The sequence below is a fragment of the Nonomuraea sp. NPDC050310 genome (assembly GCF_040655795.1).
In the GTDB taxonomy this organism is placed as follows: Bacteria; Actinomycetota; Actinomycetes; order Streptosporangiales; family Streptosporangiaceae; genus Nonomuraea.
In genome coordinates this window covers 297,001-317,118 of the sequence record NZ_JBFAKP010000001.1, presented here as the reverse complement: position 1 = coordinate 317,118, position 20,118 = coordinate 297,001, and the positions used below count along the sequence as shown (strand labels likewise).

Annotated in this window: 23 protein-coding genes; 6 read left to right on the top strand and 17 right to left on the bottom strand. The window is 72.3% G+C overall.

The genetic code is table 11. The features are described from left to right. Positions 1-8 precede the first annotated feature (8 nt). The 13 genes from AB0I67_RS01680 to AB0I67_RS01620 all read right to left on the bottom strand — a co-directional run bounded on the left by AB0I67_RS01680 (position 9) and on the right by AB0I67_RS01620 (position 10,791). Positions 9-326: a type II toxin-antitoxin system RelE/ParE family toxin gene (locus AB0I67_RS01680; RefSeq protein WP_357918349.1), complete on the bottom strand. Its 318-nt coding sequence runs from the start codon at positions 324-326 to the stop codon at positions 9-11. Positions 327-524: 198 nt separating this feature from the next. Continuing rightward, a complete protein-coding gene (gene tsaD / locus AB0I67_RS01675) occupies positions 525-1,556 on the bottom strand; it encodes a tRNA (adenosine(37)-N6)-threonylcarbamoyltransferase complex transferase subunit TsaD (protein ID WP_357915907.1) in 1,032 nt (343 codons plus the stop codon). After that, on the bottom strand, positions 1,549-1,980 hold the full coding sequence (gene rimI, locus AB0I67_RS01670; RefSeq protein ID WP_357918346.1) for a ribosomal protein S18-alanine N-acetyltransferase: 432 nt from the start codon (positions 1,978-1,980) through the stop codon (positions 1,549-1,551). The genes tsaD and rimI overlap by 8 nt, the downstream gene beginning before the upstream one ends. An 11-nt stretch (positions 1,981-1,991) precedes the next feature. After that, positions 1,992-2,630 carry a tRNA (adenosine(37)-N6)-threonylcarbamoyltransferase complex dimerization subunit type 1 TsaB gene (gene tsaB, locus AB0I67_RS01665; protein WP_357915904.1) on the bottom strand — a complete coding sequence of 213 codons (639 nt, stop codon included), beginning with the start codon at positions 2,628-2,630 and terminating at the stop codon, positions 1,992-1,994. Positions 2,631-2,641: 11 nt separating this feature from the next. Beyond that, entirely contained in the window at positions 2,642-3,550 is a 909-nt protein-coding gene (locus AB0I67_RS01660; protein WP_357915901.1) for an aminoglycoside phosphotransferase family protein, read from the bottom strand. Next, complete coding sequence (locus tag AB0I67_RS01655; protein ID WP_357915898.1) at positions 3,547-4,086, bottom strand: class F sortase; 540 nt, start codon at positions 4,084-4,086, stop codon at positions 3,547-3,549. The genes AB0I67_RS01660 and AB0I67_RS01655 overlap by 4 nt, the downstream gene beginning before the upstream one ends. 3 nt (positions 4,087-4,089) lie before the next feature. Then, positions 4,090-4,713 (bottom strand): hypothetical protein, encoded by a 624-nt coding sequence (locus AB0I67_RS01650; RefSeq protein ID WP_357915895.1) that lies wholly within the window; start codon positions 4,711-4,713, stop codon positions 4,090-4,092. 175 nt (positions 4,714-4,888) lie between these two features. After that, positions 4,889-5,341, bottom strand: coding sequence for a tRNA (adenosine(37)-N6)-threonylcarbamoyltransferase complex ATPase subunit type 1 TsaE (tsaE, locus tag AB0I67_RS01645; RefSeq protein WP_357915892.1), 453 nt, complete (start codon positions 5,339-5,341; stop codon positions 4,889-4,891). Further along, positions 5,338-6,387 (bottom strand): alpha/beta hydrolase, encoded by a 1,050-nt coding sequence (locus AB0I67_RS01640; RefSeq protein ID WP_357915889.1) that lies wholly within the window; start codon positions 6,385-6,387, stop codon positions 5,338-5,340. The genes tsaE and AB0I67_RS01640 overlap by 4 nt, the downstream gene beginning before the upstream one ends. Positions 6,388-6,391: 4 nt before the next feature. After that, complete coding sequence (gene alr / locus AB0I67_RS01635; RefSeq protein WP_357915886.1) at positions 6,392-7,513, bottom strand: alanine racemase; 1,122 nt, start codon at positions 7,511-7,513, stop codon at positions 6,392-6,394. 17 nt (positions 7,514-7,530) lie between these two features. After that, entirely contained in the window at positions 7,531-8,967 is a 1,437-nt protein-coding gene (locus AB0I67_RS01630; RefSeq protein ID WP_357915883.1) for an NAD(P)H-hydrate dehydratase, read from the bottom strand. Between the two features lie 10 nt (positions 8,968-8,977). Continuing rightward, positions 8,978-9,328, bottom strand: coding sequence for a holo-ACP synthase (locus AB0I67_RS01625; protein WP_357915881.1), 351 nt, complete (start codon positions 9,326-9,328; stop codon positions 8,978-8,980). A gap of 47 nt (positions 9,329-9,375) precedes the next feature. Further along, entirely contained in the window at positions 9,376-10,791 is a 1,416-nt protein-coding gene (locus tag AB0I67_RS01620) for an alkaline phosphatase PhoX (RefSeq protein ID WP_357915878.1), read from the bottom strand. A 146-nt stretch (positions 10,792-10,937) separates the two neighbouring features. On the opposite strand from AB0I67_RS01620, the gene coaA reads away from it, so the two are divergent. Next, the gene (gene coaA / locus AB0I67_RS01615) at positions 10,938-11,840 is read left to right on the top strand and encodes a type I pantothenate kinase (protein WP_357918343.1); all 903 of its coding nucleotides are present in this window, start codon (positions 10,938-10,940) and stop codon (positions 11,838-11,840) included. On the opposite strand, the gene AB0I67_RS01610 is transcribed toward coaA, so the two are convergent. Beyond that, the gene (locus tag AB0I67_RS01610) at positions 11,812-11,949 is read right to left on the bottom strand and encodes a hypothetical protein (RefSeq protein WP_357915875.1); all 138 of its coding nucleotides are present in this window, start codon (positions 11,947-11,949) and stop codon (positions 11,812-11,814) included. The two genes, coaA and AB0I67_RS01610, sit on opposite strands and share 29 nt — an antisense overlap. Before the next feature lie 73 nt (positions 11,950-12,022). On the opposite strand from AB0I67_RS01610, the gene AB0I67_RS01605 reads away from it, so the two are divergent. The 5 genes from AB0I67_RS01605 to AB0I67_RS01585 are packed head-to-tail and all read left to right on the top strand — an operon-like array spanning position 12,023 to position 16,393. Then, positions 12,023-12,958: a DUF389 domain-containing protein gene (locus AB0I67_RS01605; RefSeq protein ID WP_357918341.1), complete on the top strand. Its 936-nt coding sequence runs from the start codon at positions 12,023-12,025 to the stop codon at positions 12,956-12,958. A 40-nt stretch (positions 12,959-12,998) separates the two neighbouring features. Continuing rightward, the gene (locus AB0I67_RS01600; RefSeq protein WP_357915872.1) at positions 12,999-13,907 is read left to right on the top strand and encodes an ABC transporter ATP-binding protein; all 909 of its coding nucleotides are present in this window, start codon (positions 12,999-13,001) and stop codon (positions 13,905-13,907) included. Beyond that, the gene (locus AB0I67_RS01595) at positions 13,900-14,763 is read left to right on the top strand and encodes an ABC transporter permease (protein ID WP_357915869.1); all 864 of its coding nucleotides are present in this window, start codon (positions 13,900-13,902) and stop codon (positions 14,761-14,763) included. Before AB0I67_RS01600 ends, AB0I67_RS01595 begins: the two co-directional genes overlap by 8 nt. Then, positions 14,760-15,677 carry an ABC transporter ATP-binding protein gene (locus tag AB0I67_RS01590; RefSeq protein WP_357915866.1) on the top strand — a complete coding sequence of 306 codons (918 nt, stop codon included), beginning with the start codon at positions 14,760-14,762 and terminating at the stop codon, positions 15,675-15,677. The genes AB0I67_RS01595 and AB0I67_RS01590 overlap by 4 nt, the downstream gene beginning before the upstream one ends. Further along, positions 15,674-16,393, top strand: coding sequence for an ABC transporter permease subunit (locus AB0I67_RS01585; protein WP_357915863.1), 720 nt, complete (start codon positions 15,674-15,676; stop codon positions 16,391-16,393). Before AB0I67_RS01590 ends, AB0I67_RS01585 begins: the two co-directional genes overlap by 4 nt. Here AB0I67_RS01585 and AB0I67_RS01580 read toward each other — a convergent pair. From AB0I67_RS01580 to AB0I67_RS01570, 3 genes are read right to left on the bottom strand one after another with little or no spacing between them, the layout of a single operon-like run. Then, the gene (locus AB0I67_RS01580; RefSeq protein WP_357918338.1) at positions 16,377-17,825 is read right to left on the bottom strand and encodes a class I adenylate-forming enzyme family protein; all 1,449 of its coding nucleotides are present in this window, start codon (positions 17,823-17,825) and stop codon (positions 16,377-16,379) included. The genes AB0I67_RS01585 and AB0I67_RS01580 overlap by 17 nt on opposite strands. Before the next feature lie 2 nt (positions 17,826-17,827). Next, positions 17,828-18,907, bottom strand: a complete 1,080-nt coding sequence (locus AB0I67_RS01575) for a hypothetical protein (protein WP_357915860.1) — start codon at positions 18,905-18,907, stop codon at positions 17,828-17,830. After that, positions 18,904-19,998 carry a hypothetical protein gene (locus AB0I67_RS01570; protein WP_357915857.1) on the bottom strand — a complete coding sequence of 365 codons (1,095 nt, stop codon included), beginning with the start codon at positions 19,996-19,998 and terminating at the stop codon, positions 18,904-18,906. The genes AB0I67_RS01575 and AB0I67_RS01570 overlap by 4 nt, the downstream gene beginning before the upstream one ends. Positions 19,999-20,118: the final 120 nt, after the last annotated feature.

Sequence of the window (20,118 nt, the reverse complement as noted above, 5' to 3'; positions counted from 1 at the left end):
TCGTCTCGTCATCCGTGGTAGTCGACGATCTCGATGACGAGCGCCGCCTCGTCTTCCGCCAAGCCTTTGGCGGCTTTCTCCTCCGCGCTCATCAGTCTGAACACCAGGCGCCAGCCCTGATGGAGGTCCATGGCATAGCAGCCACCGTACTTCCCGTGCAGCGGGTGGCACCGGCCGGGCATCGCGAAAAGATCGTCAAGACAGTCCGCGACCCGTAGGGCCTGCAGCCGCTGCCCCACCTTCCGGGCTCCCTCCTGGCCGTACCGCTTGACCAGGTCCCGTGCGGAGTGGCAGAGGAGTTCGAGGCGGTTGTCCGCATAGAACACCTCCAACTAGGCCGACCTCCCTAGATTAACCAATCTGGTAAACGAGTCAGCTTCCAACGAGGCCACGTTAGCGTTCCTCGGGCAGGCGGAACCGGAGTTTGCTCTGGGCGGACACACAGAGCCCCGAGAAGCAAGAAGTCCCGCGGAGCGCGCAGAAGCCGCTCCGCGGGACTGAGGACGGTCAGCCGAGGTGCAGGGTCAGACGTGCACCGTGGTGATCGGCATGGACGAGTCGGCCGGCAGGTCGAGCAGCGACGGCGTGATCCCCGCCGCCACGAGGTTCGAGCCCAGCGCCGCCACCATGGCCCCGTTGTCCGTGCAGAGCCCCGGCCGGGGCACGCGCAGGCGGACGCCGGCGGCGTCGCAGCGCTCCTGGGCCAGCGCGCGCAGCCGGGAGTTGGCCGCGACGCCGCCGCCGATGAGCAGGTCGTGCACGTCGTACTTCTTGCACGCCTGCAGCGCCTTGCGGGTCAGCACGTCGACCACGGCCTCCTGGAAGGAGGCGGCGACGTCGGGCACGTGGATGGACTCGCCGGCCGTGGTGCGGGCCTCGACCCAGCGGGCGACCGCGGTCTTGAGCCCGGAGAAGGAGAAGTCGAGCGTCCCGTCGTCGAGCTTGCCGCGCGGGAAGGCGATAGCCGTACCAGAACCTGAGGTCGCGGCGCGGTCGATGTACGGGCCGCCGGGGAAGGGCAGGCCGAGCACGCGGGCGACCTTGTCGAAGGCCTCGCCGGCGGCGTCGTCGACGGTGGAGCCGAGCGAGATGACCTCGTCGGCCACGTCGGGGACGAGCAGCAGCGAGGAGTGCCCGCCGGAGACCAGCAGCGCGATGCAGGGCTTGGGCAGCGGGCCGTGCTCCAGCTGGTCGACGGCCACGTGCGCGGCGAGGTGGTTGACGCCGTAGAGCGGCACGCCCAGGCCGAGGGCGTAGGACTTGGCCGCGGCGACGCCGACGAGCAGCGCCCCGGCCAGGCCGGGGCCGGCGGTGACGGCGATGGCGTCGATGTCGGAGAACTTCAGCCCCGCGTCGGCCAGCGCCCGCTCGACCGTCGGGGTCATCGCCTCCAGGTGGGCGCGCGAGGCGACCTCGGGCACCACGCCGCCGAAGCGGGCGTGCTCCTCCACGGAGGAGGCGATGGTGTTGGCCAGCAACGTGTGCCCGCGGACGATCCCGACGCCGGTCTCGTCGCAGGAGGTCTCGATACCCAGGACCAGCGGTTCGTCAGCCATCCAGCTTCCTCTTCATCACGATCGCGTCGGTGCCGTCGTCGTAGTAGCGCCGGCGCACGCCGATCTCCACGAACCCGAAGCGCTCGTAGACGGCCCGGGCGCCGGGATTGTCCGCCCGCACTTCGAGGAAGACCTCGATCGCCCCCCGGCGGAAGGCCTCGTCGAGCAGTTCGGTGAGCATCGCGCTGCCGATGCCCCTGCCGCGGTGCGCTTCGAGCACCGCGATGGTCTGCACGTCGGCCTGGTCGGCCGCGGCGGCCAGGCCGGCGTAGCCGACGATCTCGCCGCCCTCCAGGGCGACGACGTAGTGCCGGGTGCGCGGCTGCTCGTCGAGCTCGCCGCGCATCATCGCCTCGCTCCACGCGTCGAGCGGGAAGGTCTCCCGCTCGATCGCCATGACCGCGGGCAGATCGTCCCGGGTCATCGGGCGCAGGTTCACTGCGTCACCTTCTTGGGCGCCGCCGGCTCCACCGCGTCGGGCCGGCGCAGGTAGATCGGGCGGGGCTGGTCGAGCTGCTCACCCGCCGCCAGCCGCGTGGCCGCCAGGGCGGCCAGGTGCCCTCCGAAGGGGTACGGCGGAGCCACCGATTCGCCGAGCACGTCGGGGAACATCCCCGGCCCCACCACGGGCAGCCCCTTGACCGGCACGTCGGCGGGCCGGTCGACGAACGGCCCGTCCAGCCGCTCGCGGAACCCCGCGTACCGGGCCCAGAACACCTCCCGCCGCCGCGCGTCGGTGGCGACCAGGAACTCCCGCTCCAGCCCGCTCCCGTAGGCCAGCGCGTCGAGCGTGCACACGCCGTACGCCGGGACACCGAGCGTGGTGGACAGCCCCTGCGCGGTCATCAGCCCGACCCGCAACCCGGTGTACGGGCCGGGGCCGGTGCCCGCGACCAGCGTGGTGACGTCGCGGATCGAGGCGCCCGCCTGGGTCAGGACCTGTTCGATGATCGGGACCAGCAGTTCCCCGTGGCGCCGCGCGTCGACCGTGGTGGACTCGGCGAGCACCCGCTCCCCGTCGTGCAGGGCAGCGGTGACCGCGGGCGTCGCGGTGTCAAAGGCCAGAAGCAGCACGAAGAAAGAGCTTACTGGCCGTGGAGGCAGTGCTTCAGCCAGTCGAGCGTGACGGCGCCCTGCGCGCGCTGGAACGAGCGGACCGTGGGCAGCCCGGGCGGGGCGGGCAGGCGGCTCTGCCGGACGAGGTAGCCGGCCAGCGCGGACACCACGGGGAGGCTCGGGTCGGGCAGCAGGTCCTGCGGCGGCGGCCCGCCCTGCATCCGCACCGAGGGCAGCATGCACAGCCAGTCGAACCAGGCCGCGCCGACGCAGGCGTAGGGCCAGTCGACGAGGTAGACCCGGTCGTCGGTGAGCAGGACGTTGTCGGCGCGCGTGTCGGCGTGGATCAGCGTGCCGCCCGCGGCCGCCTCGGCCCAGCCGGACTCCAGCTCGGCCAGCCGGTCGAGGTTGGCCAGCGCCCACGGGTCCAGTCCGGTCAGGTCCTCGCCCTGCAGCAGCCGCCAGCCGCGGAACTTGCCGCCGTACTCGGCCGCCACGGTCGGCAGCCCGGCCGGCGCGGTGATCTTGCCGAGCTCTTCGAGGACGTCACGGACCCGCTCCAGCTCGTCCGCGCGCCAGGGCAGGGCCGGATGCCGGCCGTCGACGTCCTCGAAGACGAGGGTCACCCAGCCGTCGAGCTCGAAGGTGTGCAGCATCCGGGGCATGGGCGTCTCGGCGGGCAACATCGCGGCCACCCGCGCCTCGGCCCGGTAGATCTCGACCGAGTCGGGGTTGGGCTCCGGCCCGATCGCCTTGACGAAGGCCCGGGAGCCGTCGGCCAGCCGGATCCGGACCGCGGCGGCCGGGGAGAAGCCGCCGGTCTGGGTGACCGCCTCGGCCACCGGGGCGCCGAGCACCCGTTCGACCTCGGCACGGACCCGGGCGGGCACCTGTTCCCAGGGGACGCGGACGCCCGACGCGGGCGGATTGTCGCTCATTTCACCAGGGTGGCATAGACGATCACGTTGTCGTCGTACTCGTTCCGGTCGAAGTCGAAGGTGCCCCCGCAGGTCACCAGCTTCAGCCCGTCCTGCTCGTAGACGCGCTCGGCCGGGAACTCGTCCTTGTCCACCTGCTCCATGGAGGTGACCTTGTACTTCGCCACCTTCCCGTCGCTGCGCTCGATCTCGACCAGGTCGCCCTTCTTCAGCTTGCGCAGCTTGTAGAAGACGGCCGGCTCGGTCTTGGTGTCCACGTGCCCGACGATGATCGAGGCGCCCTTGTCGCCGGGCACGGCGCTGCCCTTGAACCAGCCCGCGAGCTTGGGCTTCTCGTACGGCGGCAGCTCCATCTCGCCCGTCTTGGTGGTGCCGAGCTTCATCAGCGGCGCCTCCAGGTCGAGCGAGGGGATGCCGATGCTCTGCGGCACGACGGCGGCGACCGCCGGCGACTGGTCCTGGACCACCTTGCCGAAGGCGACCATGACCAGGCCGGTGGCCGCCCCCGCCAGTACCACCCTGCTGAACTTTGCCATGGCTCAGGCGCGACGACGCCTGACCGCCAGCCCGATGCCGCCGGCCAGCGCGAGGCCGAGAACGATCCCGGCCGGCCCGAGCGGGAAGCCGCCCTGGTCGTCGTCGATGTCCTTGCCGTAGGTGCCGCCGCCGCCGGCGCCGATGCGGGTGGGCCGCGCGGTGGGCGGGCGGGTGGTCGCCGGCGGGCGCGTGGTGGCGGGGGTGTCACGGATGACGCGGAGCGTCGCGCGGCCGGTGTCGTTGGTGCCCTCGCACTTGACGTCGACCGTGTAGGTGCCGGGCTTGGCGGTGCGGGCGACCTCGGCCTGGCCGCGCACCCACGGCAGGGCGGGCGTGGCGGTGGGGTTCGCGGTCGGGCTGGTGGCGGGGGCCGACTGGAGTGTCACCGCGGAGACGAAGGCGTCGGAGGTCGCTCGGCCGGTGTGCGCGGGGCCGCCCTGCGGCAGCGGGCAGTTGGCGAGGATCCAGACCTTGGAGGTGTCCCCCTCGGTCACGTTGTCCGGGTTGAGCTGGATGGGGATGTTCTGCCGGCTGACGGTCGCGGAGGGCGTCCCCGTCGCGCCCCCGGTCGGTGTCTCTGTCGGGCTGGGCGACGCTTCCGCCGCGCAGCCGACTAATCCCAGCATGAGGATGGCACCCGCGTACGCGACTTGCCGGCTCCTGTGCACCACCGCACCCCACTCCGCCGTTTGACCCCAGCATCTACCGAAAGTCGGTGAAATGCCTCACGTTATGCCCAGAAAGTGCCCGGGCAACCCATGATCCATATGGTGCCAGGGTGAGCAGCGGATAACCCGGCTTTTACCCTTGCCGCGGATCAGACGGCGTGTCGGCCCACCGGTCCCCCACGCCACGGAGGCTGATCTCGCGCTCGTCGCTCTCGCGGGAGATGTGCACCTCCAGGCGGTCCTCCGCGAGGTTCTCGACCTTGCCCTCGCCCCACTCGACGACGGTGACCGAGTCCTCCAGCGAGGCGTCGAGGTCGAGGTCGTCCACCTCCAGGTCGCCGCCGAGCCGGTAGGCGTCCACGTGCACCAGCGCCGGGCCCCCGCACAGCGACGGGTGCACGCGGGAGATGACGAAGGTGGGCGAGGTGATCGGGCCGCGGACCTTCAGCCCCTCCGCGATGCCCTGGACCAGGGTGGTCTTGCCCGCGCCGAGCGGCCCGGACAACACCAGCAGGTCGCCCGCGCGCAGCCGCGCGGCCAGCCGTACTCCGAAAGACCTCATGTCCTCCGCGGTCGCCACCTTCATGCTTCCACCCGTTTCACCAGTTCCTTGAGCGCGTCGTTCACCACGTCCGGCCGCTCCAACTGGATCAGGTGCGAGGTGTCGGGCACCTCGGTCAGCTGGGCCTTCGGCAGCGCGGCGGCGATCGCCTTGCTGTGGTCGGGCGGGGTCAGCCAGTCGCGATCCCCGACCATGATCGCGGTGGGCACGTCGTCGAGTACCGACAGCGCCGAGAGCTTGTCGTGGTTCATCAGCGCCGAGTAGAAGTTGGCCACGACCTCGGTGGGCGTCGCCCTGATCATCGACTCGGCGAAGTCGACGATCGTCGGGCTGACGTTCTTGGAGTCGCCGAAGCCGATGTAGCGGGTGATCAGGAAGGCGATGTCGCTGCCGGCGTGCCGGGTCTTGTCGACCAGGCTGCCGCGCCGGCCGAGCAGGGAGACCGTCGGCGGCGCGACCTTGTGCACCGCCTTGGACAGCAGCGCGGGCAGGCCGAGCGTCAGCTCCGCCAGCTTGCCGGCGGACGTGGCCAGCAGAGCCGCGCCCCTGATCCGCTCGCCGAACAGCTCCGGGCGCCGGTCGGCCAGCGCCATCATGGTCATGCCGCCCATGGAGTGGCCGATCAGCACGCACGGCCCGGGCACGAAGGCGTCGAGCACCTCGGCCAGGTCGTCGCCGAGCCGGTCGATCGTGCAGTCCTCGGCCGGGGCCCGCTGGGACAGGCCGTGCGAGCGCTGGTCCCAGAGCACGATGCGGTGGTTCTCGCGCAGCTCGCGCCGCTGGTAGTGCCACGACTCCAGGTTGAGGCAGTAGCCGTGCGAGAAGACGAGGGTCAGCGGCGCGTCCTCCGGCCCGTCGATCTCCACGTGCAGCGCGATGCCGTCGGAGGTGATCAGCGTGCGCTCGCGCCCGCGCAGCTCACCGAGGGGCTCGCTGGCGGCGGGGTCGGGGCGGAGCCTGATGCGGCCCACCGCGTACCGCTTGGCCAGCGCCACCGCGGCCACGCCGGCGGAGGCGGCGCCGACGATCGCGCCGGCGATGCCGACCTTCCTCCGAGCTGTCGTCGTCATGACCTCACTCCACGTACACCCGGCGCACCCGTGACCCGATTCTCGTCACGATCTCATGCGTGATCGTGCCGAGGTTATCCGCCCATTCCTGTGCGGTGGGCTCGCCCCCCGTCCCAGGGCCGAACAGCACGACCTCGTCGCCGTCGCGGAGCGGGGAGTCACCCACGTCGATCATGAACTGGTCCATGCAGACCCGGCCCGCTATGCCGCGCCGTACTCCGCCGACCAGAACCTCCACCCGCCCCGTTGCGTGCCGGAGGATGCCATCGGCGTACCCGAGGGGGACGAGCCCAAGCGTGCTCTCCGCTTCGGTCACGTAGAGCTGCCCGTAGGACACTCCCGACTTGCCGGGCACGCGCTTGGCGAGGGCGAGCTGCGCCACCAGCGTCATCGCCGGGCGCAGCCCGAAGTCGCCCTGCTCGGGGATGGGTGACAGGCCGTACATCGCGATGCCGGGACGGACCAGGTCGAAGCGGGTGCGCGGCAGGGTCACGATGGCCGCCGAGTTGGCCAGGTGCCGGATCACCTGCGAGCCGGCCAGCCCGGCCTGCTCGGCCAGCTTGAGCGCCTGCTCGTAGGCCTCGATCTGCGCCTCGACCGACGGGTGGCCGGGCAGGTCGGCGCAGGCGAAGTGCGACCACAGGCCGACCAGCTCGATGACGCCCTCGGCTTGCAGCCGGGCCGCCTGGCGCAGGAGCCCCGGCCAGGCGGCCAGCGGGGAGCCGCCGCGGCTCATCCCGGTGTCGGCCTCCAGGTGCACCCGCGCCTGCACGCCGGTACGGCGGGCCGCCCCGGCGATCTCGCCGAGCCGCGACTCGTCGGAGGCCGACAGCTCGATGTCCTGCCGCAGCGCCTCCTCCAGCGGCTCGCCCGGGGTGAGGATCCACGACAGCACCGGCACGCTCACCCCGGCGGCGCGCAGCGCCAGGGCTTCGCGCAGGTAGGCCGTCCCGAGCCGGGAGGCCCCGCCCGCGACGACGGCCTGGGCGGCGGGCACGAGCCCGTGCCCGTAGGCGTCGGCCTTGACCGCGCCCATCAGCTCTACGCCGCCCGCGTACTCCTTGAGCAGCGCGACGTTCGCCCTGATCGCGCTGAGATCGACGCGTGCCTCGGCTGGGAAATGCATCTTTCCAGTCTGGCAGCTCAGTCCGGTGCTCGTCCCAGGGATCGCCGCGCCCGCGGGATCGCGGCGGCCACGTCGGAGGCGGTCAGCGGCCCGCCGGCCAGCCGCGCGGCGCGACCGTGCAGGTAGGCGGCGCAGGATCCGGCGTCGTAGCAGCTCAGCCCCTGGGCCAGCAGCGCGCCGCCGATCCCGGAGAGCACGTCGCCGGTGCCGCCGGTGGCCAGCCACGCCGAGCCGGTGGTGTTGACCCGGGCCGGCCGCTCCTCCTCGGCGACCACCGTGGTCGAGCCCTTGAGCAGCACCGTCGCGCCCAGCTCGGCCGCCGCCCGCCGGGCGTGCTCCAGGCGCGCGGCCTCGATCGGTTCGCGGGCGACCCGCAGGAGCCGGCCCAGTTCCCCCGCGTGCGGGGTGAGCAGCACCGGCGCGCTGCGCAGCAGCAGGGACCGGTCGCGGGCGACCAGCGAGATCGCGTCGGCGTCGATCAGCACGGGCACGTCCGAGGCCAGCACGCGGGCGGCCAGCTCGTGCGCCCACTCGTCGGTGCCGAGGCCGGGGCCGAGCACCCACGCCTGCACCCGGCCCACCCCGTCGAGCGCGGGCCGCTCCAGCTCGGTGATCACCGCTTCGGGCCAGTGCGCGCGCACCTGCGCTACCGGGGCCTCGCGGCCGACGTACCGCACCATCCCGGCGCCCGCCCGCAACGCGCCGCCCACGGCGAGCACGGCCGCGCCGGTGTAGGCGTCGCTGCCCGCGGCGATGCCGACCACGCCCCTGCGGTACTTGTCCGACTCCACGCCCGGCGAGGGCAGCAGGTCGGCGACGTCCGCGCCGGTCAGCGCCGCCACGTCGGGGTCGGGCAGGTAGCGGCCCAGGCCGATGTCGACCAGCTCGACGCGGCCGGCGAAGGCCGCGCCCGGATCGATCAGCAGGCCGGTCTTGTAGGCGCCCATCGTGACCGTGACCTCGGCCCTGACCGCCGCTCCGTGGGCCTGGCCGGTGCTCGCGTCCACGCCGCTCGGCACGTCCACGGCCACCACCCGGCCCGCGTGCGCGGCCTCCGCGGCCAGCCTGGCGTACGGCTCGCGCAACGGCCCCGAGCCGCCGATGCCGACCAGGCCGTCAAGCACCAGGTCGGCCGCCTCCACCCGGTCGCCCACCCGGCCGCCGGCCGCGCGGAAGGCGTGGAGCCCGGCCTCGTGCGTCTTGGAGCCGGCGAGCACCGCCGTCACCCGGGCGCCCCGGCGGGCCAGCCGCGCCCCGGCGAACAACGCGTCGCCGCCGTTGTCGCCGCTGCCCACCAGCAGGAGCACCCGCGAGCCGTACACCCGGCCCAGCAGGCCGGCGCAACCGGCGGCCAGGCCCGCGGCGGCGCGATCCATGAGCGTGCCCTCGGGCAGCGTGGCCATGAGCGCCTGCTCGGCGGCCCGGATCTGGTCGGCTCGGTAGGCGGTGCGCATGGGATCGAACCTAACCCTCGGCGATCACGTAGGCCATGGCCAGCCCGCCGTCGTGCGTCAGCGACACGTGCCAGCGCTTGACGCCCAGGTCCCTGGCCACCTCGGCGGCCCGGCCCGACACCGACAGGTGCGGCCGGCCGGCCTCGTCGCAGCGGATCTCGGCCTCCAGGTGGCCGAGCCCCTCGGGCGCGCCGAGCGCCTTGGCCACCGCCTCCTTCGCGGCGAACCGCGCGGCCAGCGACCGCGCCGGCAGGTCGCGCTCGATCTCGGTGAACAACCGCTCGCGCAGTCCCGGCGTCCGCCCCAGCGCGGCCTCCAACCGGGCGACGTCCACCAGGTCCACCCCAATGCCGAGGATCATCGACCCAGCGTAACCAACGCCTGACCGCGGGAGGCCGCGCGGGCCGGTCAGAAGCCGCCGCGGTGCCAGGGGCCCCAGATCGCGAAGGAGACGCCCTTGCTGGACTGCACGTTCACGTAGAGCGTGTGGCCGCCGGGCCCGAAGGTGGAGCCGGCGAACTCGGCGCCGCTGTCCCCGGCGACAGGCACCAGGCGGGAGAAGTCGAAGATCTCGCCGCGCCGGGTGAGGCCGCGCAGGTAGTTGTCCGCGCCGCCGTCCTCGCACAGCACGAGGGTGCCGCGGTTGCTGGTGGTGATGTTGTCGGGCAGGTCGAGCACGGCCGAGCCGGGCGACTCGTAGACCAGCTTGAGCGTGGAGGACCACGTCTCGTAGGCCCAGATCTGGCCGCGGCCCTTGCCGAAGCCCGAGGGCGGGGTGTCGCCGGGCGCGGTCGCGCCGCCCTGGGTGGAGACGAAGTAGACCGTGCCGTGGTGGTAGATCGCCCCCTCCAGCCGGGAGAACAGCGCCGCGCCCTTGGCCCGTCCCTGGTTGCCGACGGCCTGGATGGCGGTGTCGTTGCTGGGCGTGCCGGTGAAGGTGGGATCGGGGTCGTCCACGTCGACCCAGGTCGCCCGGAAGGTGCTGCCGACCGGCAACCCGACCGACAGGTCCTTGCCCGGCTCGTCGCGTACGGCCAGCATCTGCAGCTTGCCGCCGTCGAGGAGGCGCCGCGCCGCGAGCGGGTTGCGCGGCGGCTGGTAGCGGTAGAAGCCGCTGGGGAAGGCGAAGTTGTCCTCGGTGAGGAAGAGCGCGCCGGACAGCGGGTCGAAGGCGACCGACTCGTGCGCGAAGCGCCCGGCCGAGCGGATCGGCTGCGCCGAGGCGGCGCCTCGGGTGGGCACCTCGAAGATGTAGCCGTGCTTCTGGGTCAGCTTGGAGTTGTCGCCGCCCGAGAAGTCGTTGCCCACGTCCGGCCCGTTGACCGTCTCCTCGCAGGTCACCCAGGAGCCCCACGGCATCGGGCCGCCGGAGCAGTTCATCATGGTGCCGGTCAGCGACGGCCCGCTGCGCACGACCTCGCCGTAGCGCGTCACCTCCAGGGTCGCCGTGCCGCCGCCCGCCGCCGGGTCGTAGGCCTTGGCCGGGTCGCCGAACGCGCCGACCGGGCCGTTGACCTCGTGGTTGCGCACGAGTACGGCGTGGCCACGCCGCCCGTGGAAGGCGGCCATGCCGTCGTGCCGGCCCGGGGTGAGGCCGCCCTCGGTGAAGGGCTCCCCCGCGGCGTTGAACGAGCGGTACCGGAATCCGTCGGGCAGGTGCAGCCGCACCACGCCGTCCCGCTCGTCGGCGACCGGCCGGAGCGGCCCGTAGCCGGGACCGGGCCGGGTCCCGCCGTTCACGCCGGCCTGGGCGACGCCCGCGAAGGGTCCGGCGACGGCCAGAAGGGAGACACCGGCTCCGGTGAGAAAGTTGCGACGATCCATGCGCCAACCTTTCGGGTGAGCAGCTCGGGGCTGTTCACCGAACGTTAATCCGCCCCCTACAGATCGCCATATGTCGTAATTCGCCAAACCTGGCTGCGGGCGCACTCCGGCACCGTGGTTAGGCTTCCGGGGTGAACAACGGCTACGTGGACCTGAGCAGGGAGCAGTGGAGCGAACTCCGCAAGAACACGCCCTTGACTCTCACCGCTGACGAGCTGGAGGCCCTGCGCGGCCTCGACGACCCCATCGACCTCGCCGAGGTCACCGACATCTACCTCCCCCTCACCCGGCTGCTCAACCTGCACTTCACCGGCTCCCGGCAGCGGGCCAGCACGCTCAACGCCTTCCTCGGCGAACCGGAGCGGCGCGTGCCGTACATCCTGGGGGTGGCCGGCAGCGTGGCGGTGGGCAAGTCGACCACCGCGCGGCTGCTGCACACGCTGCTGGCCAGATGGCCGGAGCACCCGCAGGTGGCGCTGCTGACCACCGACAACTTCCTCTACCCCAACGCCGTGCTCGAAGAGCGCGGCATCATGCACCGCAAGGGCTTCCCGGAGAGCTACGACCGGCGCGCGCTGGTGCGGTTCGTGGCCGAGGTGAAGTCGGGCGCGGCCGAGGTGCGCGCGCCCGTCTACAGCCACCTGGAGTACGACATCGTCCCCGGCGAGCAGCAGGTGGTGAAGAACCCGGACATCCTCATCGTCGAGGGGCTCAACGTCCTGCAGCCCGCGCCGCCCACCTCGCTGGCGGTCTGCGACTACTTCGACTACTCGATCTACGTCGACGCCAAGGTCGAGCACATCCGCGACTGGTACGTCGACCGCTTCCACAAGCTGCGGCGCACCGCCTTCGAGGACCCCAAGTCCTACTTCCGCTTCATCGCCGACCTGTCGCACGAGGAGGCGACCGAGTTCGCCAGGAACGTCTGGCGCGACATCAACGAGCGCAACCTCGTGGAGAACATCGCCCCGACCCGCGCCCGGGCCCAGCTCGTGCTGCGCAAGGGCGCCGACCACTCGATCAGGCGGGTACGGCTTCGCCGTACCTGAACCCGGTCTCCGCGAAGACGTAGGCGGCGAAGCGCCCCAGGCACTCGCGGTCGTCTATGTCGGCGAACCAGCACGGCTCGCCCTCGGCGTGGCAACGGTGCTTCGTCATGCCCGGCAGCCTCGCCGAGGGCCGTCAACGTTCCCTCAACGAGCGATGGACGAGAATGGTCGCCGTGTTGCACATGAGACTGGTCAGCCCGGCCGACCGCACGGCCGAGGTGCTGGCGGCGCTGGACGAGTGCACGGGCGTCACGAACGTCGCGGTGCTGCCCGGCGTCGCCGTCCGGCCGGCGGGCGACCTGGTCTTCTGCGACCTCGCCCGCGAGTCGGCCAACATCGTGATCGGCCGGCTGAAGTGGCTGGAGGAGTGCGGCTCGATCGCCATCGAGCAGGTGGACCTGTCGCTGTCGCGGGTGGCGGAGAAGGCCGAGGAGGAGGCGCCGGGCGACGGGGACGACACCGTCATCTGGGCCGATCTCGCCCAGCGGGTGCACGCCGACTCCAGGATCACCTGGGCCTACCTGGTCTTCTTCGCCATCGCCACCCAGCTCGCGGCGATCGGCGTGCTGCTCAACTCGCCGATCCTGATCGTCGGCGCGATGGTGCTCGGCCCGGAGTTCGGCGCGGTGGCGGCGGTCTGCTTCGGCCTGCTGCGCGGCAGGGTCCGGCTGATCGCCGAATCGGTGCGCACGCTGGTCGTGGGCTTCTCGCTGAGCATCGCGGTCACCTTCGCCTGCGCCTTCGTCTCCAAGCTGCTCGGCTGGGTGGACCGGCACATGCTGGAGATCAACAACGAGGTCCGCTTCATCGTGCTGCCGGACAAGTTCTCCTTCATCGTCGCGCTGCTGGCGGGCACGGCCGGGGTGCTCTCGATCACCGCGGGCAAGTCGTCGGCGCTGGTCGGCGTCTTCATCTCGGTCACCACCATCCCGGCGGCCGGCTACGCCGCGGTGGCGCTGGCGCTCGGCGAGTGGGGCGCGGTGGGCGGCGCGGCGGCCCAGCTCGCGGTCAACATCGCGGGAATGATCATCGCGGGGGTGGTCACTCTCCTCCTCCAGCGGACCTTCTGGCCCCAGGTGGGTCAAACCGCAGGACGAGCTCGGAAATCCTCCGTGTGAACGAGGCTCTGCCACCGGTCCGGGGGATAGTGTCCGGATCATGCACATCCTCGCGACCGAGGGGCTGACCAAGAGCTTTCCCGGGGTCACCGCGCTCGACCGGCTGACGGTGAGCGCCGGCCCCGGCGTCACCGGCCTGGTGGGCGCGAACGGTGCGGGCAAGTCGACGCTGATCAAGATGCTGCTCGGCCTGCTCCCGCCCACCGCCGGCACCGCCCAGGTGCTCGACCTCGACGTGGCCACCCGCGGCGCCGACATCCGGCGCCTGGTCGGGTACATGCCCGAGCACGACTGCCTCCCGCCCGACGTCTCCGCCACCGAGCTGGTCATCCACTTCGCCCAGATGTCCGGGCTGCCCCGGGCCGCCGCCCGGGAGCGGGCGGCCGACACCCTGCGGCACGTGGGCCTCTACGAGGAGCGCTACCGCCCGATCGGCGGCTACTCCACCGGCATGAAGCAACGCGTCAAGCTGGCGCAGGCGCTCGTGCAGGACCCGCGGCTGGTCTTCCTCGACGAGCCCACCAACGGCCTCGACCCGCAGGGCCGCGACGACATGCTCGCGCTGATCCGCCGGATCGGCACCGAGTTCGGGATCAGCGTGGTGGTCACCTCGCACCTGCTCGGCGAGCTCGAACGCATCTGCGACCACGTCATCGTCATCGACGCCGGGCGGCTGCTGCGCTCCAGCGCGATCACCGACTTCACCCAGGCCACGCAGGTCCTCACCGTCGAGGTCGACGAGGGCACCGAGGCGCTGGCCGCCCGGCTGGCCGAGGCGGGCGAGCACGTCACGCCGCAGGGCCGGGTGCTGCTGGTGCGGGTGCGCGGCCCGCAGACCTACGACACGATCCGCGACGCCGCCGCCGACCTGGAGCTCTGCCTGATCCGGCTGGAGCAGGGCCGGCACCGCATCGAGGACGTCTTCAGGGAGGAGGTGGCCGGTGTCTGAGTCCGCGGGCGTCATCCACGACATCGGATACCGCCACTACGACGGGCCGCGGCTGGGTTCCGGCTACGCGACCCGGGCCTTGTTCGCCTACAGCCTGCGCGGGATCTTCGGCCTCGGCCGGCCGGCGCGCAGCAAGGTCATCCCGATCTTCCTCGCGCTGGTGATGCTGCTCCCGGCCGTGGTCTCCATCGCCATCCTCGCGATGGTCAAGCAACGCACGATGGAGTACACCCAGCTCGCGGTCTTCATGCAGCCGGTGCTGGCGATCTTCCTGGCCTCGCAGTCGCCCACGGTGGTCGCGCCCGACCTGCGCTACAAGGTGCTGCCGCTCTACCTGTCGCGCCCGGTCACCGTGGTGCAGTACGTGGTGGCGAAGCTGGCGGCCATGACGCTGGCGCTCTTCCTGCTGATCGGCGTGCCGCTGACGCTGATGTACGTGGGAGAGCTGCTGGTGGACCTGCCGGGGCCGCCGGAGACGATGCAGTACGTCGCGGCCATGGTCAGCGGCCTGCTGCTGAGCGTGCTGCTGGCCGCGCTGGGGCTGCTGCTGGCCTCGCTCACCCCGCGCCGGGGGCTCGGCGTGGCCTCGGTCATCGCGGTCTACCTGCTCACCTCGGCGGTCGCGGTCGCGCTCTACGGCGCCTTCGAGTCTCTCGGCCGGATGACCGCCGCCTCCTGGGCGGTGCTGGTCAACCCGGTCAGCCTGGTGGACGCGGTGCGGGTGTGGCTGTTCGGCGGCGGCACGGCCGGCATGACCTATCCCGACGGCCCCGGGCCGGCGCTGATCGCGCTCGCGCTGATCGTGGTGCTGGTCGGCGGGCTCGCCCTGCGCTACCGGAAGGCGGCCGCCCGATGAAGCTGGAGCTCGCCCAGGTCTCGCGCTGGTACGGCAACGTGGTGGCGGTCAACGACGTCACCATGACCATCGGGCCGGGTGTCACCGGCCTGCTGGGCCCCAACGGCGCGGGGAAGTCCACGCTGCTGCACATGATGGCCGGCTTCCTGGCGCCGTCGAACGGATCGGTGACCCTGGACGGCGCGAAGATCTGGAAGAACCACCAGATCTACCGCAGCATCGGGCTGGTCCCCGAGCGCGAGGGCGTCTACGGCTTCCTGACCGGCTGGCAGTTCGTGCTGTCCGCCGCCCGGCTGCACGGCCTGTCCGACCCGGCGGGCGCCGCCCAGAAGGCGCTGGCCACGGTGGACATGGAAGCCGCCAAGGACCGCCGCGTCGAGACCTACTCCAAGGGCATGAAGCAGCGCGTCAAGGTCGCCGCCGCGCTGGTGCACGACCCGCAGGTGCTCCTGCTGGACGAGCCGTTCAACGGCATGGACCCGCGCCAGCGCATGCACCTGATGGACCTGATCCGGCAGATGGGCGCGGCCGGCAAGACCATCCTGTTCAGCTCGCACATCCTCGAAGAGGTCGAGCGCGTCGCGCAGCACATCGAGGTGCTGGTCGCCGGGCGCAACGCCGCCTCGGGCGACTTCCGCGAGATCCGCCGGCTGATGACCGACCGGCCGCACCTGTTCCGGATCCGCTCCAGCGACGACCGCAAGCTCGCCGCCGCGCTCATCGTGGACAGCAGCGCCGGGGGCGTCACCCTCGGCCCCGACGGCCTGGAGGTCCAGGCGGCCGAGTTCCGCCGCTTCACCTGGCTGCTGCCGCGCGTCGCCCGCGCCAACGGCATCCACCTGCACCAGGTCTCGCCGGCCGACGAGGATCTGGAGAGCGTCTTCGCCTACCTGATCACCCGGAGCTCCCGATGATGAACACCGTGGTCGCAGGGATCACCTACCGGGCCATCCTCGGCCGGCGGCGGCTCATCCTGCTCATCCTGCTCCCGGTCGCCCTGCTCGGCCTGGCCGTCCTGCTGCGCGTGCTCGGCAGCGACGACCAGCGCACGGCCGTCCTGCTCATGCGGACCTTCGCCATCGGCACCCTGCTGCCGCTGCTGGGCCTGATCGCGGGCACCGGCGTGATCGCCCCCGAGATCGACGACGGCACCATCATCCACCTGCTGTCCAAGCCGATCGCGCGGCCGGTGATCACGCAGACCAAGTTCGTGGTCGCCGCCTCGCTGCTCGCCCTGTTCGCGGCGCTGCCCACCTACCTGGCGGCCTGGATCCTGGTCGGGAACGAGGACGACATCGCCGTCGGCTTCGCGGCCGGCGCGCTGGTCGCCGGGATCGCCTACGCCGCGGTGTTCCTGTTCCTCGGCGTCGTCACCCGGCACTCGGTGGCGATCGGCGTGCTCTACGCGCTGCTGTGGGAGGGCGTGGTGGGCAACTTCCTGCCCGGCGCGCGCACCTTCTCCATCCAGCAGTGGGCGCAGACCATCGCCGACCAGATCTCCGCCTCGCCGTTCCTGAAGGCCGACGTCAGTCTGGGCTTCGCCGTGCCGGCGCTGCTCGTCGTCATCGTCGGCGCGGTCGTCTGGGCCGGCCAGCGGCTGCGGTCCTTCTCCCTCACCGGGGACGAGTGAGCTGATCCCGCAGGGCCGGCCGGTCGAGCTTGTGCGAGCGGCCGGCTCGCGGGAAGTCGGGAAAGACCTGGATCCGGTCGGGCAGGGCGCCCGCGTCCATCACCTCGGGCAACCGGCGCCGGACCGCCTGCTCCTCAAAGCCGTCGCCGGGCACCAGCGCCAGCACGACCTCCTCGTCGCCGGTCGCGGGATCGGGCAGCCCGATCAGCGCCGCCTCCCGCACCCCGGGCAGCGCGGCGATCGACGGCTCGTAGAGGCTCGGGTAGATGTTGAAGCCCTCGCGCAGCAACATGTCCTTCTTGCGGCCGAGCAGCACCAGCCGCCCTTGCTCGTCCAGGCGCGCCAGGTCACCGGTCGGCACCTCGGTCACCGGCGGCTCGCCCAGGTAGCCGCGGGCGACGTGCGGGCCGCTGACCACGAGTTCCCGATCGGCCGTGAAGCGCACGCCCACCCCCGGCAGCGGCTCGCCCAGCAGATCGCCGCCGGAGTAGGCCAGCTTCTCCTCCGCACTGGCCAGCGCGATCGGCAGGGCCTCGGTCATCGCGTAGACGCTGTGGACCTCGCCGGGGCAGATCTCCAGGCACCTGCGCAGTACGGCAGGCGGCGCGGGCGCCGAGCCGAGCAACAGGTGCCGGACCGTGCCGGGCAGCTCGGTGAGCCGGGCCGCCTCGACCGGCACCTGGTACAGGTGCGTGACGCCCCGGCCGTCGAGGGAGCCGGGCATCGACCAGGTCGCCCCGCCGATCAGCGCGGGCAGGCCCAGCATCAGCCCGTCGGTGTGCACGACGTCGCCGGGGCCGAGCGGGAAGCGGTCCATGAAGATCTGGAGCCCGGCGGCCAGCGAGCGCCGGGTGTGCACGACCGCTCTCGGGTGGGCGGTGGTGCCGGAGGTGAAGATGACCGCCGCGGGCGCGTCCAGGTCGGCCTCGCCGAGCGCGGCGTCGAAGGGGGCGTCGAGGCCGTGCAGCCGGACCGCCCCGGAGGGCACGCCGGGCAGCCATCGTCCGGTGTACGCATGCCGTACCGCGGCCTGGGACAGGGCGGGCAGCAGCACGCCGCGGCGGCGGACCAGCGCGCGGCCGGCGGCGGTCGCGGTGATCGCGTAGAGGAAGGACTCGGCGACCACCCAGCCCGGCCGGGCCAGCCGCAGCCGGGCCTCCAGCACGCCCGGCGCCAGGCCCGGGTCGGCGAAGACCAGCGTGCCGCCCGCCGCGACCGCGCCCAGCGCGACCGCGATGGCGTCGGGCGAGGGCTGCACCGCGTACAGCACGCTCTGGCCGGGCTCGAAGCCCGCGCCCGCCAGCCGGTCGCGGATGCGCAGCACGCGCTCGCGCAACGCGCCGAAGCTCAGCTCACGGCCCCGCGGATCGATGATCGCCGTCGCCCGCGGCGTGCGGGCGCACGAGGCCAGCACCTCGGCGACCAGATCCATGCTCACAGTCCCTTCTCGCGCATCATCGGCACCGCCACCCGGCGAAGCACCTGCTCCAGCCCCACCCACGCCACCCGCCGCCGCCACGGCAGGTGGTCGAGACCCACCGCGCGGTACTCGATGCACGGCTCGGCGCCGCGCAACCGCTTGAACTCCCCCGCGCCCGCGCTGTCGTTCACCTGCCAGCCGTGCTCCACGGCGATCTGGTAGAGCAGCGCGCTGAGCATCCGGTAGAGCCCGAGCTCGCGCGGGAGCGCGGTGTCGTAGCCGAAGATCGGCGTGGTGATCACCCCGTCGCGCTCGTAGTAGCCGAGCACCGCGTCCAGCCGCCCGTCCTTCGCCAGGCCGCGCAGCGTGAAGGGCAGCTCGCCGACGAAGCGCTCGGTGAACTGCGGGTTGTTGCGGGAGTACTTGTCCAGGTAGAGCAGGTTGTAGAGCTCGACCACCCGTTTGGGGTCGTCCGGCTCGATTACCTCGTAGCCGTGCCGCTCGATCAACCGCAGGTCGTACCGCCACCGCTTGCGCGAGCGGCCGGCCTTGCGGCCCGGGTCGATCAGGTAGACCTGCCGGCCCGGCACGTGCAGCAGGCCGCCCTCGGCGAACGGCTCGTTGACCGACGGGAAGACGATCGCGTGACTTGGGAAACGCTCGCGGAGGAACGCGACGACCGCGGCGATCTGTCCGGGTTCGAGAGCCGGGTAGAGGTTGGTGGACAGCAGCCAGTTGTTCACCGTCACCACCCGGTCGAGCCGCGAGAACCGGGCCAGCAGTCCGAGCGCGTCCAGCGCCACGCCGAGCACCGCCCTCGTGGCGCGGCTGTCGAGGAGGTAGAGCTCCTCCTTCGCATACGTCACATAGTGCGTGTACGGCGAGCAGACCCAGGCGTTGCCGCGCTCGTCGTCGTTGACGGTGATCGGCAGGACGGTGCGCCCGTCGACGATGAGCACGGCCACCTCCGTCCACACGTTGTGGACGAACGCCTCGACCGGCCCGGCGAGCAGCGGTTCGAGGTAGGCGCGGGCGAAGGCGCCGTCCGGCGTGTCCGGCCAGGGCACGTCCCGGGTGTGCAGCTCGACCCTCACCGGCCGTCCCACTGGATGTCGTAGGTCGAGCACTCGATCATCGACCGCCGGGTCCACAGCGAGCGCAGCCAGGTGTGCCAGAGCACGTCGAGCTGCGACCGGAACGGGCCTCGGTCGCCGGGGACGGCGATCACGTCCGCCGACTCGCGCAGCACGCGCCACCAGCGGGCCAGGCCGTGTTGCCCGAGTCCGAAACCGAGCATGGCCAGGCCGAGCATCGCCCGCCGTTCCGGGTCGGGGCGCAGCGGCTGGCCGGGCAGGACGCCGGTGGCGCAGCCGTACAGCACCTCGGCCAGTTCCGGGCCGAACAGGTGGATGCCGCTGGTCGCGCGCGGATTGCACTCCAGCGGGAGGCCGTCGATGAAGTCGAACGCGATCTGCCCCGTGAAGCCCGACTTTTCCAGAAATTTCGTGACCCACTGCTCGATGGGGTGATCGTCGATCGGCGCGAAGTTCACGCACGCCCCCGAGGCGGTGAACTCCACCTCGTAGGCGGCGTGCGCCACCAGCCTGCCCGCCGCGGCCACCGAATACGTGCAGACCTGCCGCCCGGTCAGCAACTCCTGAGCCACCCACGCCTCGTCCGGCGCCGGCTCCTCCGCCGTGACCACCCGGACCTTCGTCGCGAACCGCGAGAAGACCGGCTTCACCACGTACGGCAGGCGCAACCCGGCCCCCCGCACCGTCCGCGGCACCGGCAACCCGAACGCCTCGGCCTGCCGGACGAACTCCCACTTGCTGTGCAGCCCGCGCAGCCGCTCGAGCGGCTCGGCCAGCACCCGGCAGTGCGGCTCCAGCACGTCCAGCGCGCGCGCGACCCAGAAGATCTCCTCGCAGGTCGGCACCAGCAGATCCACCGCCTCCCGCTTGGCGATCCCCGCCAGCGCCTCGGCGAACGCCCCCGGCGCCCGGTTCGGCGGCGGCACGCGGAACGTCGCCGCCACCGCCTTCGACCGGCGGCACAGATCCGCCGGCGCGCTCTCGGCGACCAGCACCCGCGAACCGCACGCGGCGAACTTCCGCGCCAGATCGAGCGCCACCGGCGCCCGGCCCCCGGTGATCAGCACCGTGGTGCCCCGCAGCCGACTCATGCCGCCCACCCTAGATCCACCGGCTTGTCGCCCGCTTGCACGCGAAAGGGGTACGGCAGCCTGCCGTACCCACGCGAAAGGGGTACGGCGAGCTTGCCGTACCCCTTTGCGAAAAACCCG